General features: G+C 70.1%; 12 protein-coding genes. 2 read left to right on the plus strand and 10 right to left on the minus strand.

Features of this window, described 5'->3' with window-relative positions; genetic code table 11:
* Positions 1–86: 86 nt before the first annotated feature.
* Positions 87–1,301: a DUF6777 domain-containing protein gene (locus ACFWXQ_RS03145; RefSeq protein ID WP_383946270.1), complete on the minus strand. Its 1,215-nt coding sequence runs from the start codon at positions 1,299–1,301 to the stop codon at positions 87–89.
* 100 nt (positions 1,302–1,401) lie between these two features.
* Here ACFWXQ_RS03145 and ACFWXQ_RS03150 point away from each other — a divergent pair, with 100 nt between their 5' ends.
* Complete coding sequence (locus ACFWXQ_RS03150) at positions 1,402–2,823, plus strand: lipase maturation factor family protein (RefSeq protein ID WP_383946273.1); 1,422 nt, start codon at positions 1,402–1,404, stop codon at positions 2,821–2,823.
* A gap of 19 nt (positions 2,824–2,842) precedes the next feature.
* Here the strand turns inward: ACFWXQ_RS03150 and ACFWXQ_RS03155 are convergent, their stop codons facing one another.
* From ACFWXQ_RS03155 to ACFWXQ_RS03190, 8 genes are all read right to left on the minus strand, one after another.
* Complete coding sequence (locus ACFWXQ_RS03155) at positions 2,843–3,697, minus strand: amidohydrolase family protein (protein ID WP_383946276.1); 855 nt, start codon at positions 3,695–3,697, stop codon at positions 2,843–2,845.
* Positions 3,694–4,008 (minus strand): L-rhamnose mutarotase, encoded by a 315-nt coding sequence (locus ACFWXQ_RS03160; protein WP_383946279.1) that lies wholly within the window; start codon positions 4,006–4,008, stop codon positions 3,694–3,696. The genes ACFWXQ_RS03155 and ACFWXQ_RS03160 overlap by 4 nt, the downstream gene beginning before the upstream one ends.
* Positions 4,005–5,009, minus strand: coding sequence for an aldo/keto reductase (locus ACFWXQ_RS03165; RefSeq protein ID WP_383946300.1), 1,005 nt, complete (start codon positions 5,007–5,009; stop codon positions 4,005–4,007). Before ACFWXQ_RS03165 ends, ACFWXQ_RS03160 begins: the two co-directional genes overlap by 4 nt.
* Before the next feature lie 20 nt (positions 5,010–5,029).
* On the minus strand, positions 5,030–5,785 hold the full coding sequence (locus ACFWXQ_RS03170) for an SDR family NAD(P)-dependent oxidoreductase (RefSeq protein ID WP_383946281.1): 756 nt from the start codon (positions 5,783–5,785) through the stop codon (positions 5,030–5,032).
* Positions 5,782–7,122, minus strand: a complete 1,341-nt coding sequence (locus tag ACFWXQ_RS03175) for an L-fuconate dehydratase (protein ID WP_383946284.1) — start codon at positions 7,120–7,122, stop codon at positions 5,782–5,784. Before ACFWXQ_RS03175 ends, ACFWXQ_RS03170 begins: the two co-directional genes overlap by 4 nt.
* An 83-nt stretch (positions 7,123–7,205) precedes the next feature.
* On the minus strand, positions 7,206–8,243 hold the full coding sequence (locus tag ACFWXQ_RS03180; RefSeq protein ID WP_307519318.1) for an ABC transporter permease: 1,038 nt from the start codon (positions 8,241–8,243) through the stop codon (positions 7,206–7,208).
* Positions 8,236–9,738 carry a sugar ABC transporter ATP-binding protein gene (locus ACFWXQ_RS03185; protein WP_383946288.1) on the minus strand — a complete coding sequence of 501 codons (1,503 nt, stop codon included), beginning with the start codon at positions 9,736–9,738 and terminating at the stop codon, positions 8,236–8,238. The genes ACFWXQ_RS03180 and ACFWXQ_RS03185 overlap by 8 nt, the downstream gene beginning before the upstream one ends.
* The gene (locus ACFWXQ_RS03190) at positions 9,735–10,820 is read right to left on the minus strand and encodes a sugar ABC transporter substrate-binding protein (RefSeq protein ID WP_383946291.1); all 1,086 of its coding nucleotides are present in this window, start codon (positions 10,818–10,820) and stop codon (positions 9,735–9,737) included. Before ACFWXQ_RS03190 ends, ACFWXQ_RS03185 begins: the two co-directional genes overlap by 4 nt.
* A gap of 166 nt (positions 10,821–10,986) precedes the next feature.
* Here ACFWXQ_RS03190 and ACFWXQ_RS03195 point away from each other — a divergent pair, with 166 nt between their 5' ends.
* Positions 10,987–11,709, plus strand: coding sequence for a FadR/GntR family transcriptional regulator (locus tag ACFWXQ_RS03195; RefSeq protein WP_383946294.1), 723 nt, complete (start codon positions 10,987–10,989; stop codon positions 11,707–11,709).
* A 181-nt stretch (positions 11,710–11,890) separates the two neighbouring features.
* Here ACFWXQ_RS03195 and ACFWXQ_RS03200 read toward each other — a convergent pair whose 3' ends face one another.
* Positions 11,891–14,908: an alpha-mannosidase gene (locus tag ACFWXQ_RS03200; protein ID WP_383948937.1), complete on the minus strand. Its 3,018-nt coding sequence runs from the start codon at positions 14,906–14,908 to the stop codon at positions 11,891–11,893.
* Positions 14,909–14,981: the final 73 nt, after the last annotated feature.

Consider the following 14,981-nt stretch of genomic DNA (forward strand, 5'->3'; position numbering starts at 1 on the left):
CAGGATTTGGGCGATTCCTCGACCCGTGGGACGCCCCCGGGGACCGCTCGGGCGACGGATGTACGGCAGGTTGCGCACGGCCCGGCCTAGTCGGGGATCAGGGAGTCGGCCGGTGAGTCCAGCGGGGGTTCGGGCTGCTCGACGGTGGGCTCGTCGGGGACGTCCGTGTCGGGCGGCGTGCCCGTGTCCGTGCCGTCCGGGGGTGACACCAGGCCGTCGGAGGGGTAGGGGGTGGCCGTCACGGTGACCGTGGGGCAGTCGGAGGGGTCCGGGGACGTGGTGTCCGCGGAGTCGTCCGTCGGAGTGTCCTCGGCGGTGCCGGGGGTGACGGTCACGGTCGGTGTCACGCAGTCGCTCGCGGACTCGTCGGCGCTTTCCGACTCCGTGGAGCTCTCCGACGACGACCCGTCGGGCGACGGCCGATCGGAGGACGACTCGTCCGGCGCCGGCGAGGATCCGTCCGGGCGCGGGCTGTGCGGGTCGATGAGGGGCGCGGGCACGATGCGGTCCTTGTCGCCGCCGTGGTCGCCGATCCTCCGCTCGATCCAGGTGTTGTTCTGGATATTGATGATCGTGATGTCGACGATCACCCGCGGGGCCGGAGTGACGACGACGACCCTGGTGGGCTCGTAGCCGGACCACGGGCGGCCGTTGTGCCCGGGGGTTCCCTGGAGGGCGACCGGCGGCTTGAGGGGGTTCCCGCAGGCGCAGCGCACGCGCGGTAAGCCCCGGTTGTCGACGAGCACGGCGGTGCCCGCCTGGAGGACCGCCTGGTACTCGGTGGCGCGTCCGTCCCGGAAGCCGTGGTTCGTGACTCGGGTGTCGGCGCGCAGCACGACCGAGGTCAGCCCGCGCAGGTAGTCGGGGATGCCGGCCTGGGAGACGCCGGCGGCCTGTGCGAAGGCGCGCGCCTTGACCCGGTCGGCGGTGAGGAAGCGGATCTGCCGGTCGACGTCACAGCTGCCGACGCGCCGGGTACCGCCGTAGAGGCCGGGCGTGCCGCCGGAGAGGGACCGGACGCCCTCCGCCGTGGCCGTGGCGTTTCCGGTGGCCGTGGACTGGGGCGTACGGGTGACGGGCGGCGGGGTCGCGGTCGTGGTGGCCGTGGAGTCGGTGAAGGGGTCGGGACCCTGGGCGGCGACCGGCTGGAGGAACACCTCTCCGCCGGAGGTGGCGGAGTCGGACGCCTTGTCCCCGTCACCGCCGCAGCCGCCGGTGAGGAGCGCTGCGGAGAGCACGCAGGCCGTGACGAGGGTTCTGGTGGGTATGCGCACCACGTTCTCCCGTCCGTCCCGGTCCACCCCGGGCAATATGTCCACCATTGTCTGCGTCGGTCCCGGGAACGCCGCAAGCCGGAGAGAGTCACACAGCGTCACAATGGAAGGGAAGGGAGCGGGCTCCGTGGAGTGGTTCACAGCCCCCGAGTACTGGATGAGCCGGCTGGTCCTCCAGAAGGCTCTGGCCGTGATCTATCTCGTCGCGTTCCTGGGCGCGGCGCTGCAGTTCCGTGCGCTGATCGGCGAGCGCGGCATGCTGCCGGTGCCCCGGTTCGTGGCCCGGGTGCCGTTCCGGCAGGCGCCGAGCGTGTTCCATCTCCACTACTCCGACCGCTTCTTCGCGGCCTGGGCCTGGACCGGCTGTGCGGTGTCGGTGGCGCTGATCGCCGGGCTGGACGGTCAACTGCCGCTCTGGGGTGCCATGGTGCTCTGGCTGGTGCCCTGGGTCATGTATCTGTCGATCGTGAACGTCGGCCAGACCTGGTACTCGTTCGGCTGGGAGTCCCTGCTCCTGGAGACCGGCTTCCTCGCGGTCTTCCTGGGCAACGACGAGATCGGCCCGCCGGTCGTGGTGCTCTTCCTGCTGCGCTGGATCCTGTTCCGCGTCGAGTTCGGGGCGGGGCTGATCAAGATGCGCGGCGACGCGTGCTGGCGCAGGCTGACCTGCCTCGACCACCACCACGAGACCCAGCCGATGCCGGGCCCGCTGAGCTGGTTCTTCCACCATCTGCCGAAGCCGCTGCACCGGGTCGAGGTGGCCGCCAACCACTTCACCCAACTCGTCGTGCCCGTGCTGCTGTTCACCCCTCAGCCCGTCGCCACGGCGGCCGCGGCCCTGATGATCCTCACCCAGCTGTGGCTGATCCTGTCCGGCAACTTCTCCTGGCTGAACTGGATCACGATCGTGCTGGCCCTGTCGGCCCTGGAGCTCCCGGGCACGGCCCCGGACGTCCCCGGTGCCCCGCTCTGGTACGAGGTCGTCGTGCTCGCGGTCGCCGCGCTGCTCCTGGCACTGAGCTACCGTCCGGTCCGCAACATGATCTCCCGCCGCCAGGTCATGAACCGCTCCTTCGACCCCCTCCACCTGGTGAACACCTACGGGGCGTTCGGCAGCGTCAGCCGCATCCGGTACGAGGTGGTGGTCGAGGGCACGGTCGACGCCGTACCTCGCGAGGACTCCGACTGGCGGGAGTACGAGTTCAGGGGCAAGCCCGGCGATCCACGGCACTGGCCGCGTCAGTTCGCCCCGTACCATCTGCGGCTCGACTGGATGATGTGGTTCGCCGCGCTCTCCCCCGCCTACGCCGAATCGTGGTTCGGCGCCCTGGTGGAACGGCTCCTGGAGAACGACCGGGACACGCTCCGGCTGCTGCGCCGCTCCCCGTTCCCGCCGGACGCACCGCCCCGGTACGTCCGGGCCCGCCTCTTCCGCTACCGGTACACCACCTGGCAGGAACTGCGGGAGACGGGCGCGTGCTGGCAGCGGACGTACGTACGGGAATTCCTACCGCCGACGCGGCTGGACGTGGTGGTCCAGAGGTCGTAGATGTGGTCGGCAGTGTGCTTCAGAGGCCGTAGACGCGGGTGGCGGTGTCCGCGAAGATCTCCTCCTGTTCGCTCTCGCTGAGTCTCCCGGTCAACTGACTCGCGATATCGGCCACTTCGGCGAACGGGGCGACAAGGGTGCACACCGGCCAGTCGGAGCCGAACATGAGCCGGCCGGGACCGAAGGCTTCCAGCACGGTGTCCGAGTAGCGGGTCAGGTCGCCCACCTTCCAGCCCTTCGGGTCCGCCTCCGTGACCATTCCCGAGAGCTTGCAGACGGTGTTCGGCAGGGCGGCCAGCGCGTGGATGCCGGTGGCCCAGGGTTCGAACTCGCCTGCGGCGATCGGGGGTTTGCCCAAGTGGTCCAGGACGAAGGTGAGTTCGGGGTGGCGCTCCGCGGCCCTTGCGCAGGCCGGGAGTTGAGTCGGGAGAACCACCAGGTCGTAGACCAGGCCCGCTTCGGCGACCGCCGCCAGTCCGCGGCGAACGTCCTCACGCAGCAGCCATTCGGGGTCCGGCTCGCCCTGGACCTGATGGCGGATTCCCTTGAGGTACCGGCCGCCCGGCAGTTCGCGCAGACGGGCCAGTTCGTCGGCCACATCCGGGCTGGTGAGGTCCGTCCAGCCGACGACTCCGCCGATCAGGTCGTGCTCCGCCGCCAGGGCCAGGAACTCCGGTGTCTCCTCCGCCACCGTGACCGTCTGCACGAGGACGGTCCGGGTGACTCCGACGGCACGCGCCTCCGGTTCCAGGTCCTCGACGGTGAAGTTCCTTCTGAGGGACGCCAGTTCGGGGCCGGTGATCCAGTCCTGGTCCCGTACGGAGAGGTCCCAGACGTGGTGGTGGGCGTCGACGGCGCCCGTGCGTACGGTCATGGCAGCTCCCATACGACCGGCAGCTCGGCCCGCGAGCCGTCGGCCGAGTAGTCGTGCACCACGTCGAGGAGCTCCGCCATCCGTGCCTGCCAGGCGACGTTGATGGGCAGTTGCTCCAGTTCGGCGAGGAGTCGCGGGTAGTCCTCGCATTCCAGGACGTGGAAGAGGTCGGTGCCGCTGCGCCAGATCGTCCAGGAGGTGGCTCCGGCGGCGCGGATCGCGTCGGTGAGCTTCTCGGGGACCTCGCGGTGGGCGGCGTCGTACTCGGCTGTGCGGTCCGCGCGGACCTTGGTGTGCAGGGCCACTCTCATGACGGCTCCTTCGGCTTCGACGCCGTGTCGCCGGGTACGGGGGCGTCGGCCGGCAGGAGGTCCGCGTCCCGCACCTCCTGCCAGAAGGCCGCGGGCACGGGCGCCGCGAACTGCTCGGCGCAGTCGCGGACTTCGTGCGGCGACTTGGCTCCCACCAGGACGCCGGCGACGGCCGGATGGGCGGCGCAGAAGGCCAGGGCGGCGGCGCGCAGGGTGGTGCCGTGCCGGTCGGCCATGGCGTTGAGGGCGAGGGCGCGGTCCAGCAACTCGGGTGGTGCGGCCGTGTAGTTGAAGGTCGCTCCCGGCCTCGGGTCGGCCAGCAGACCGGAGTTGAAGGCGCCGCCGATCACGACCGAGGTCCCGCGCTCCTGCGCGGCCGGCAGCAGTTCGGTCAGCGCGCTCTGGTCGAGGAGGGTGTAGCGCCCGGCGCACAGCACCACGTCGACGTCGGTGTCGAGGATGAAGCGGGTGAGCAGCTCGGCCTGGTTCATGCCCGCGCCGATCGCGCCCACCACGCCCTCCGAGCGGAGCTTCTCCAGCGCCGGATAGCCCTCCCGGAAGGCCTGTTCGGCGTGGTCGTCCGGGTCGTGGAGGTAGACGACGTCCACCCGGTCGAGGCCGAGCCGTTCCAGGCTGGCGTCCAGGCTGCGGCGTACGCCGTCCGCGCTGAAGTCCCATACGCGGCGATGTGTGGCGGGCACGGCGAAGCCGTTGGCGAGGTCGTCGCCGCCCGCGTCGCTGGGCTCCAGACGGCGGCCCACCTTGGTGGAGATCGTGTACGCCGAACGGGGACGCTCGCTCAGGGCCTCGCCCACGCGGCGTTCGGAGAGGCCGATGCCGTAGTGGGGCGCGGTGTCGAAGTACCGGACACCCGCGTCCCAGGCGGCGCCCACGGTCTCCTGTGCCTGCTCGTCGGGGACCTCGGTGAAGAGGTTGCCGATGGCAGCCGCGCCGAGGGCGAGGGCGGTGATCTCGACGCCGCTGCGGCCGAGCCTGTTCACCGGCTCGCTCACCGGCCCGTTCACTGGCCCGCCGGACGCAGTCGCAGCCCCTGCATGCCGCCGTCGACGGCGAGTGCGGTGCCGGTGGTGGCGCCGGACAGCGGGCTCGCCAAGTAGGCGACGGCGCCCGCGACTTCGGACGCGGTGACGAGGCGGCCGGTGGGCTGGCGCGCCTCCAGGGCGGCCCGTTCGGTGGCGGGGTCCGTCGCGGCGTCGAGGAGGCGGCCGACCCAGGGGGTGTCGACGGTGCCGGGGTTCACGCAGTTGACGCGGATGCCCTCGCGGACATGGTCGGCGGCCATGGCGAGGGTCAGCGACAGGACGGCACCCTTGGACGCGGAGTACAGGGCGCGCTGCGGGAGGCCCGCGGTGGCCGCGATGGAGCAGGTGTTCACGATGGCCGCGTGCGAGGACTTCCGCAGATGCGGCAGGGCCGCCCGGGCGGTGCGGACCATACCGACGACGTTGACGTCCAGCACGCGGTGCCAGACCTCGTCGTCGTTGTCCTCGACGGTGCCCTGGGCGCCGATGCCCGCGTTGTTGATCAGCACGTCGAGACCGCCCAGGTCGGCGACCGCTGCGGCGACGGCCCGGCGTACGGAGTCGTCGTCGGTGACGTCCGCCTGGTAGCCGAGCAGGGGCTTCTCGACGCTCGCGGGGTCCAGGTCGAGGACGGCGACCTGGGCGCCCCGGGACGCGAGGAGTTCCGCGGTGGCCCGGCCGATGCCGGAGGCGCCACCCGTCACCAGGGCCTTGAGGCCCTCGAAGTCGCTCATGCCGCCTGCTCCTTCTGCCGGTCGAGGTCGGCGGCCCAGAAGGTGCCGCCGGGGAACGTGAACTCCGCGATGGACTCCGGCCGCATGGTCGCCGAGAAGCCCGGTGAGGTGGGTGCCATGTAGTGACCCTCTCTGATCACCACCGGGTCGAGGAAGTGGGCGTGCAGATGATCGACGTATTCGATCACGCGGTCCTCGGTCGTTCCGGACAGTGCCACGTAGTCGAACATCGAGAGGTGCTGGACCAGTTCGCACAGGCCGACGCCGCCGGCGTGCGGGCAGACGGGGACGCCGAACTTGGCCGCGAGGAGCAGGATCGCGAGATTCTCGTTGACGCCGCCGACACGGGCCGCGTCGATCTGCAGGACGTCGATGGCACCTGCCTGGAGCAGCTGCTTGAAGATGATCCGGTTCTGTACGTGCTCGCCGGTGGCGACCTTGACCGGGGCTATCGACTTGCGGATCGCGGCGTGACCGAGGACGTCGTCGGGGCTGGTGGGCTCCTCGATCCAGTACGGGTCGAACTCGGCGAGTGCCTTGGTCCACTCGATGGCCTCGTCGACGTTCCAGCGCTGGTTGGCGTCGATGGCGACACGGATGTCGGGGCCGACGACGGAACGGGCCACGCGGCAGCGGCGGATGTCGTCGGCTAGGTCCGCGCCGACCTTCAGCTTGATCTGGGTGAAGCCGTCGGCGACGGCCTGGCGGGCCAGCCGGGTCAGCTTCTCGTCGGAGTAGCCGAGCCAGCCGGGCGAGGTGGTGTAGCCGGGGAAGCCGCGCTCCTTGAGCAGCGTGACGCGTTCCGTCGCGCCCTCCCGGCCCCGGGTCAGCAGGCTCAGGGCGTCCTCGGGGGTGAGGACGTCCGCGATGTAGCGGAAGTCCACCTGGGACACGAGCCATTCGGGCGTGGCGTCGGCGAGCAGCTGCCACAGCGGCTTCTCGGCGCGCTTGGCGGCCAGGTCCCAGACGGCGTTGACGACGGCACCGATCGCCATGTGCATCACGCCCTTCTCGGGCCCGAGCCACCGCAGTTGGCTGTCCCCGATCAGGTCCCGGCTCAACGCGCCGGGATCCGCGCACAGTTCGTCCACCGGCCGGCCCAGAATGTGCGGGCGCAGCGCCTCGATCGCGGCGACCTGGACATCGTTGCCCCGCCCGATGGTGAAGGTGAACCCGTGCCCCTCCAGGCCGTCGGCCGCGTCGGTACGCAGCACCACGTACGCGGCCGAGTAGTCGGGATCCGGGTTCATCGCGTCGGAGCCGTCAAGCTCACGCGAGGTGGGGAAACGGATGTCGTAGGTGTCAACCGCGGTGATGCGGGCGGCAGATGAGGACACAAAATTACCTTTCGATCGAGCCCCTTCAGGGGCGCGGGGAACTGCGCGGCCAGCCACAGCGCACCCGCAGGTGCACACCACGCTCAGTCCTGCGCCCGGCCGGTGGTCACCCGAGCGATCATCAACGCGACCAGGATGATCCCCCCATAAATGGCCTGGATCCAGAAGGACGGCACCTGCGCAAGAGTCAGCAAGTTCTGCACAACCCCAAGAAGGAGGACGCCCGTAAGGGCACCGAACATCGTGCCCTTGCCGCCGTCGAGGCTGATACCGCCGATGACCGCCGCCGCGAACACCGTGAAGATCATGTTCTGACCCTGGTTGGCATTGATCGCACCGACGTAGCCGGTCTGCATCAGCCCGCCGACCGCGGCGAGCGTCCCGGCGACGACGAACACGCCGAGCATCACGCGCTCCACACGGATACCGGCCGCGCGGGCCGCGTCCGCGTTGCCGCCGATCGCGTACAGGGCCCGCCCCAGGCGGTGGTACTTGAGGAAGAACCCGGCGACGCCGAACGACGCCGCCGCCAGCCACACCGAGATCGGCACGGTCAGGAACGTGGTGGTGGCCAGCGTGTAGAAGGCGTCGGGCATCCCGAACAGCGTCTTGCCCTCGGTGGCGCCGACCAGCAGACCGCGCAGGATGATCAGCATCGCGAGCGTCACGATGAACGCGTTGAGCTTGAGCTTCACCACGAGGATGCCGTTGAATCCGCCGATGATCGCGCCCACCACGAGGATCGCGAGCAGGGCGACTCCGGCGGGCAGTTCGGTGCCCCAGCCCGACTGTGCGGCGGGCAGCAGCAACAGCGCTCCGACGGCGGGCGCGATGCCGACGACCGACTCAAGGGACAGGTCGAACTTGCCGGTGATGAGCACGAGCGACTCGGCGAGCACCACCATCGCCAGGGCCGCCGAGGCGCCCAGGATGGAGATCAGGTTCTGCTCGGTGAGGAAGGCGTCGTTGACGAACGCACCGAGGACCAGCAGCAGCAACAGGGCCGGTACGAGGGCGAGTTCGCGTGCCCTGCGCAGGAGTACGGCCTTGGCGTCGGCCTTGCTCTTGAGTGGCCGTAGGGGGGTGGAGGCCGAGGCCGACGGGGCCTTGGTGTCAGCCATGGTGGTCCACTCCTTCGATGGAGGCGATCAGCTCGTGGTCGCGCCAGCCCGCCGGGTGCTCGGCGACGACGCGGCCGTGGAAGAGGACGAGGACGCGGTCGCAGCGGCGCAGGTCGTCGAGTTCGTCGGAGACGACGAGGACGGCGGTGCCGTCGTCACGGGCCGAGTCCATGCGGGCGAGCAGGGACTCCTTGGACTTCACGTCGACGCCCGCGGTGGGGTTGATCAGGACCAGCAGCCGGGGATCGGATGCGAGGGCCCGGGCCATGACGACCTTCTGCGCGTTGCCGCCGGAGAGGTCGGACACGGGCTGATCGGGCCCCTGGGTGTGGATGTCGAGGCGGTCGATCAGCTCGTCGGCGAAGCCCCGCTTGCGGTCGGTGCCGACGAAGCCGTACCGGCCGAGGCGGTCCAGGACGCTCATGGTGGCGTTGTCTCCGACGGTCATGCCGAAGACGAGCCCCTGTCCGTGCCGGTCGCGCGGCACACAGCCGACACCGGCGCGCAGAGCGGCGGTCACATCGCCGAACGGCAGCTGCCTGCCATCCAGTTGGGCGGTCCCGGCGGTCGGCGTGTGCAGTCCCGCGAAGGACTCGGCCAGCTCGATCTTGCCACTGCCGCTGGATCCGGCCAGACCCACGACCTCACCACCGCGCACGGTGAGGTCGATGCTCTCGTACGACTCCGAGGTGAGCCCGTGCGCTTCGAGGACGACGGGCGCGCCGGCGTCCACGTCACCGCGGGAGGCCTTCTCCTCCACGGCGGCGATGGACTCCCCGGCCATGGCCTCGACCAGGGCCGCCCTCGGCAGTTCGGCCACCGGGGCCGTGGTGATCCAGCGGGCGTCGCGCAGGACCGTCACGGCCTGGCACACCTCGTACACCTCCTGGAGGTGGTGCGAGATGAACAGGAACGTGACGCCGGACTCCTGGAGCGCGCGCATCCGGGTGAAGAGGCGCTCGATCTCCCGGTTGTCGAGCTGGGCGGTCGGTTCGTCGAGGACGATGAACCGGGCGCCGAAGCTCAACGCCCGGGCGATCTCCACCATTTGGCGGTCCTCGACCTTGAGGTCGGCGGTCCGCGCCTCCGGGTCGACGTGGACGTCCCAGGTGTCGAGGACCTCGGCGGCCTCGGTCCTCAGCCTGCGCCAGCTGATGAAGCCGCCGCGGCCCTGCGGCTGCCGGTTGATGAAGAGGTTCTCGGCGACCGTCAGCTCGGGGACCACGGTGGGCTTCTGGTAGACGCAGGCCACCTTGCGCCGCCAGGCGTCCCGGTCGGTGAGGGCGGGCGCGGGCTCACCGTCGAAGCTGACCGTGCCCTCGTCGGGGGCCTGGAGGCCGGTGAGTACGGTGACGAGGGTGGACTTGCCCGCGCCGTTGCGGCCGACGAGGGCATGGGACTCGCCCGCGTGCACGGTCAGCTGTCCGTCGGCGAGGGCGACCGTGGGGCCGTACCGCTTGGCTATGCCCCGCGCCTCAACGAGTGGTGTGCTCATTTGACCGTGTTGCCCCACAGCTCGGGGTCGTCGACATTCTCCTTGGTCACCAGCGGCGCGGGCAGCTGGTCCTCAAGGATGCCGCTGGGCAGCTTGACGATCTCGGAGTCGTGGTCGGTCGGGCCCGGCTTGAAGGTCTTCCCCTCCATCGCCGCCTTGATGTAGTACATGCCGTACTTGGCGTAGAGGTCGGCCGGCTGCGAGACGGTCGCGTCGATCTGGCCCTTGCGGATGGCGTCGTACTCCTGCGGGATGCCGTCGTTCGAGACGATCGCGATGTGGCCCTTCTCGCCGACCGTCTTCAGCAGCCCCTTGGACTTCAGGGTCTGCAGCGTGGGCGCGAGATAGACGCCGCCCGCCTGCATGTAGATGCCCTTGATGTCCGGGTTGGCGTTGAGGAGCGTGTCCAGCTTGGAGGCCGCCGTGTCGGACTCCCACTTGGCCGGGATCTCCAGGACCTTCAGCTTCGGGAACTTCTCCTTGACGCAGGCCCGGAATGCCTCGGAGCGGTCCCGGCCGTTGACCGAGGCCAGGTCGCCCATGATCTGCACGACCTTGCCGGAGGGGATCTGCTTGCCGAGGTACTCGCAGGCCTTCTCCCCGTACGCGACGTTGTTGGCGCGTACGACCATCGCGACCTTGCCCTTCTCGGGCGCCACGTCGACGGCGACCACGGGCACGCCCTTGCGCTCGGCCTGGTCGAGGCCGGCGGAGATCGCGGCGCTGTCCAGGGGCGCCACGACGAGGCCCTTCACGCCCTGGTTGAGCTGGTTGTTGATGTCCGTGATCTGCTGCGACGGGTCACTGTTGGAGTTCACGGTCTTGAGGGCGTCGACGTCCTCGGTCTTCGCCATCTTGGGTACGTAGTCGTTGTACGACTGCCAGAACGGCGAGGTCAGCAGGGGCAGGATCACCCCGACCTTGCCGCTGCCGTCGCCTCCGCCGTCGCCCTTGGACGCGACGTTGTCCTTGGTGCTGCCGCATGCCGCGAGTACGAGCGTGGCGCAGGCGGCCACGGCCGCCGCACGTATCGCCCGTGAGGTGTTTCGACCGTTCCGGTACCGCACAGTTCTGCCGGCCATGTATCGGCTCCTCGTTGAGCGTGATCGAGCAGGTGCCACGCATATTTATCAGACCACTTCCCCCTGACAACACCCCCGGACCGCAATTTTCCCTGGTTTTCATACGTAGTGGTCCGACCACCTGAGTGGTTAGACTGCGGCGCACCCGGCAACAGGAGGACATGGCGTGGACGAGAGCCTGCCCCAGGGGACGACGGCCGCCCCGCAGAAGGGGACCGTGACACAGCGCGCCATCGACCAGATCAAGGCGATGATCGGCGAGGGCCGTCTGGAGCCGGGCGCGCGGCTTCCGACGGAACGGGATCTGGCGTCACAGCTGGGCATCTCGCGCAGCTCGATGCGCGAGGCGATCCGGGCGCTCACGGTCCTGGGCGTCCTGGAGGCCCGGCACGGGTCCGGGATCTACGTCACTCAGCTGGAGGCCGGGGACCTGCTGGAGACCTTCGGCGTGGTCGCGGACCTCTCCCGGGGGCCGGGGCTGGTCGAGCTCCTCGAAGTGCGGCGCATCCTGGAGTCGACGGCGACGGCGCTCGCGGCGGCACGGATCACCCCCGACCAACTGGCCGAGGTCGAGAAGCACTTGACGGCCATGAACGCGACGGACGACCCGGAGGAGATCCTCTCCCACGACCTGGCGTTCCACCGCGCCATCGGGGTCGCCGCGGGCAACGACACGATGGCGGCCATCCTGGAGGGGTTGTCCTCGCGGACGTTTCGCGCCCGGGTCTGGCGCGGGTACCAGGAGGAGGGTGCGTTCGAGCGGACTCGGCGGGAGCATGCGGCGATCCATCGTGCGCTTGTCGCCCGCGATCCGGAGGCCGCGCGGGCCGCTGCGGCGGCGCATGTGGGTGAGGTTGAGCAATGGCTTCGGACCCAGCTCCAGCCTTGAGGGCTTGAACCGGGTCCGAAGTCGGGTCGAGGGGCGGTCGAGGGGTGTCTGCGGGCCGGTGGGGGCTGGTCGCGCAGTTCCCCGCGCCCCTGAAAAACGGGGCTGCGCCCCGGTCTTTCGCCTTTAGGGGCGCGGGGAACTGCGCGAGCAACCACAGCGCACCCGCGGCCAACAAGAAACCTCAGCCACGCTTGAGTCGCAGCGTCACCAGTTCGAACGGGCGGAGTTTCAGGGTGAGTCGGCTGCCGTCCCGCTCCGGGGCGACCGCGTCGGCCAGCGGCCGTTCCAGCAGGTCCGTCACCGTGACGGACTCGACCTCGAAGCCCGCCGTGAGGGTGGCCCGGCTGCGGCCGCCGCGCGACTCGTGGAAGCGGACGATCACGTCACCGCTGCCGTCGTCGGCGAGCTTCACCGCGGTGACGACGACGGCGTCCTGGGCGACGGTCACCAGGGGCGCGACCTCGGAGGCCCCGCCGACGACCTTCCGCTCGGGCAGGTTGATCCGCCAGCCCTCGCGCACCGCGTCGCCGATCCCGGCACCGGGCACCAGCGCGTGCCGGAAGCGGTGGACGCCCTGGTCGGTCTCGGGGTCGGGGAACCGCGGGGCGCGCAGCAGCGAGACACGGACCGTGGTGGTCGTACCACCGTCGTCGCGCACCGCCCGCGTCACGTCATGGCCGTACGTCGAGTCGTTGACGACCGCGACGCCCCAGCCGGGCTCCTCCATGTGGACGAACCGGTGGTTGCAGGCCTCGAACTTGGCGGCCTCCCATGACGTGTTGGTGTGCGTCGGCCGGAAGAAGTGCCCGAACTGCGTCTCGGACGCGTACCGCTCGGCGTGCACGTCGAGCGGGAAGGCCAGCTTCAAAAACTTCTCCGTCTCGTGCCAGTCGACCTCGGTGCCGATGTCGAGCCGCCACTCCCCCGGCGCGAGCGACAGCACCTGCGTGACCTTCGACGCCCCGAAGGTCCGTACGATCCGGACCGAGACGCCGTCGTCGCCGGGGGCGACCTCGTCGGCGTCGACCAGGTCGGTGACCGTGTTGCGGTAGAACTCGTCGACGTCCCAGGCGTCCCACATGTTGGGGAAGTCGGGGTGGATCTGGAGCAGGTTGGCCGCCTTGCCGGGGGCGAGGGTCTCGCGGTCCGCGGCGAGGTCGAACGCGGAGACCACGAGTCCGCGCTCGTCGATCTCGATCCGCAGCCGTCCGTTCTCGATCACATAACCGCCGTCCGTGCGCGGCACGAGCGTGCACTCGCCGCCGACGGCCGGGGTCCGCGCTCCGCCGGCGGGCACCCCGTCGCGAGTGTGCGGCGCCGAGTTGAAGGCGAGGGCGGTCGTCCCCTCACCGGCCAGCGCGCGCTGGGCGGCGCCGATGATGCCGTTCAGCTCCTCGGCGACGGCCTCGTACGTCCTACGGGCCTCCCGGTGCACCCACGCGATGGACGAGCCGGGCAGGATGTCGTGGAACTGGTGGAGCAGGACCGTCTTCCAGAGCCGGTCCAACTCCTCGTACGGGTAGGTGAATTCGGTCCGGACGGCCGCGGTCGCCGCCCACAGCTCGGCCTCGCGCAGGAGGTGCTCGCTGCGGCGGTTGCCCTGCTTGGTCTTCGCCTGGCTGGTGAGCGTGGCGCGGTGCAGCTCCAGGTACAGCTCACCGACCCACACGGGGGCGTTGGGGTACTCGGCCTCCGCCTTCTCGAAGAACTTCTCCGGCGTCTCCCAGACCACGGTCGCCGAACCTTCGAGGTCCCGCAGCCGGGCCGCCTTGGCGACCATCTCGCGGGTCGTGCCGCCGCCTCCGTCGCCCCAGCCGGTCGGCGCGAGGGAGTGCCGGGCGACACCCTTGTCCTTGAAGTTCTTCGCCGCGTGGGCGATCTCGCTGCCCTTCATGGAGCAGTTGTACGTGTCCACGGGCGGGAAGTGCGTGAAGATCCGCGTGCCGTCGATGCCCTCCCACTGGAAGGTGTGGTGCGGGAACTTGTTGGTCTGGGACCACGAGATCTTCTGCGTGAGCAGCCACTTGGAGCCCGCCGCCTTGATGATCTGCGGCAGTCCGGCGGCGAAGCCGAAGGTGTCGGGCAGCCACGCCTCCTCGTTCTCGACGCCGAACTCGTCGAGGAAGAACCGCTTGCCGTGCACGAACTGACGGGCCATCGCCTCCGAGCCCGGCATGTTGGTGTCCGACTCGACCCACATGCCGCCGGCCGGTACGAACCGCCCGTCCGCCACGGCCTTCTTCACCTTCGCCCACACCTCGGGCCGGTGCTCCTTCGCCCAGGCCCACTGCTGGGCCTGCGACATGGCGAAGACGAAGTCCGGCTCGTCCTCGATCAGGGCGGTCATGTTGGAGGTGGTCCTGGCTACCTTGCGTACGGTCTCGCGCAGCGGCCACAGCCACGCCGAGTCGATGTGGGCGTGGCCGACCGCGCTGATGCGGTGGGCGGAGGGGACGGCGGGGGCGGCCAGCACTCCTTCGAGGTGCGAGCGGGCCGCGGCCGCCGTGCCGCCCACGTTCTGCAGGTCGACGGCGTCGAGGGCCTTCTCCACCGCCCGCAGGATGTCCCAGCGGCGCGCGGACTCCACCGGCAGCTCGGCCATCAGCTCGCCGAGCACCTCCAGGTCGATGACCAGCTGCCACACCGTCTCGTCCAGGACGGCCAGGTCCATCCGCTCCAGTTTGTACTGCGGTTCGCTGCCCGCCGTCTCCTTGTCGCCCAACTGCGTGGGCCGGAAGGGGTGGTAGTCGAGGATGACGGGGTTGGACGCGGCCTCGACGTGCAGCCGCACCTCCTCGCCACCCTCGACGGGGGCGCCGATCCGCACCCACTGGTTGCGCGGGTTGAGGCCCTTCACCGGTGTGCCGTCGGGCCGGTAGACGAGGCCCTCGCACTGGAAGCCGGGCATGTTCTCGTCGAAGCCGAGGTCGAGGATCGCCTCGACGGTCTTCCCGGCCCACTCCCGGGGCACGGTTCCGGTCACCCGGAACCAGCTGGTGCCCCACGGAGCACCCCACCGCGCGCCCGCCTCGATCGGTTCGACCGGGGCGGACAGCCCTTCGTCGACCGGCACGGGCTCGCCGGGCGCGTGCCACACCGCCACTTCCAGTGGTACCGACTCGGGGTACACGGCGGGTCGTATGCGCTCGTCGAGCACACGCTTGAGGCGGGCTTCGACCAGGCTGCGGTCGTCATGCATGTGAGGTGCTCCGTAACTCCGTTGTGCGGGTTGTTCTTCGGTGTCGGTGGTCAGCACCGGCTCTCGGTGATGA

The sequence above is a fragment of the Streptomyces sp. NPDC058697 genome, assembly GCF_042715345.1.
GTDB classification, from domain to species: Bacteria; Actinomycetota; Actinomycetes; order Streptomycetales; family Streptomycetaceae; genus Streptomyces; species Streptomyces liliifuscus.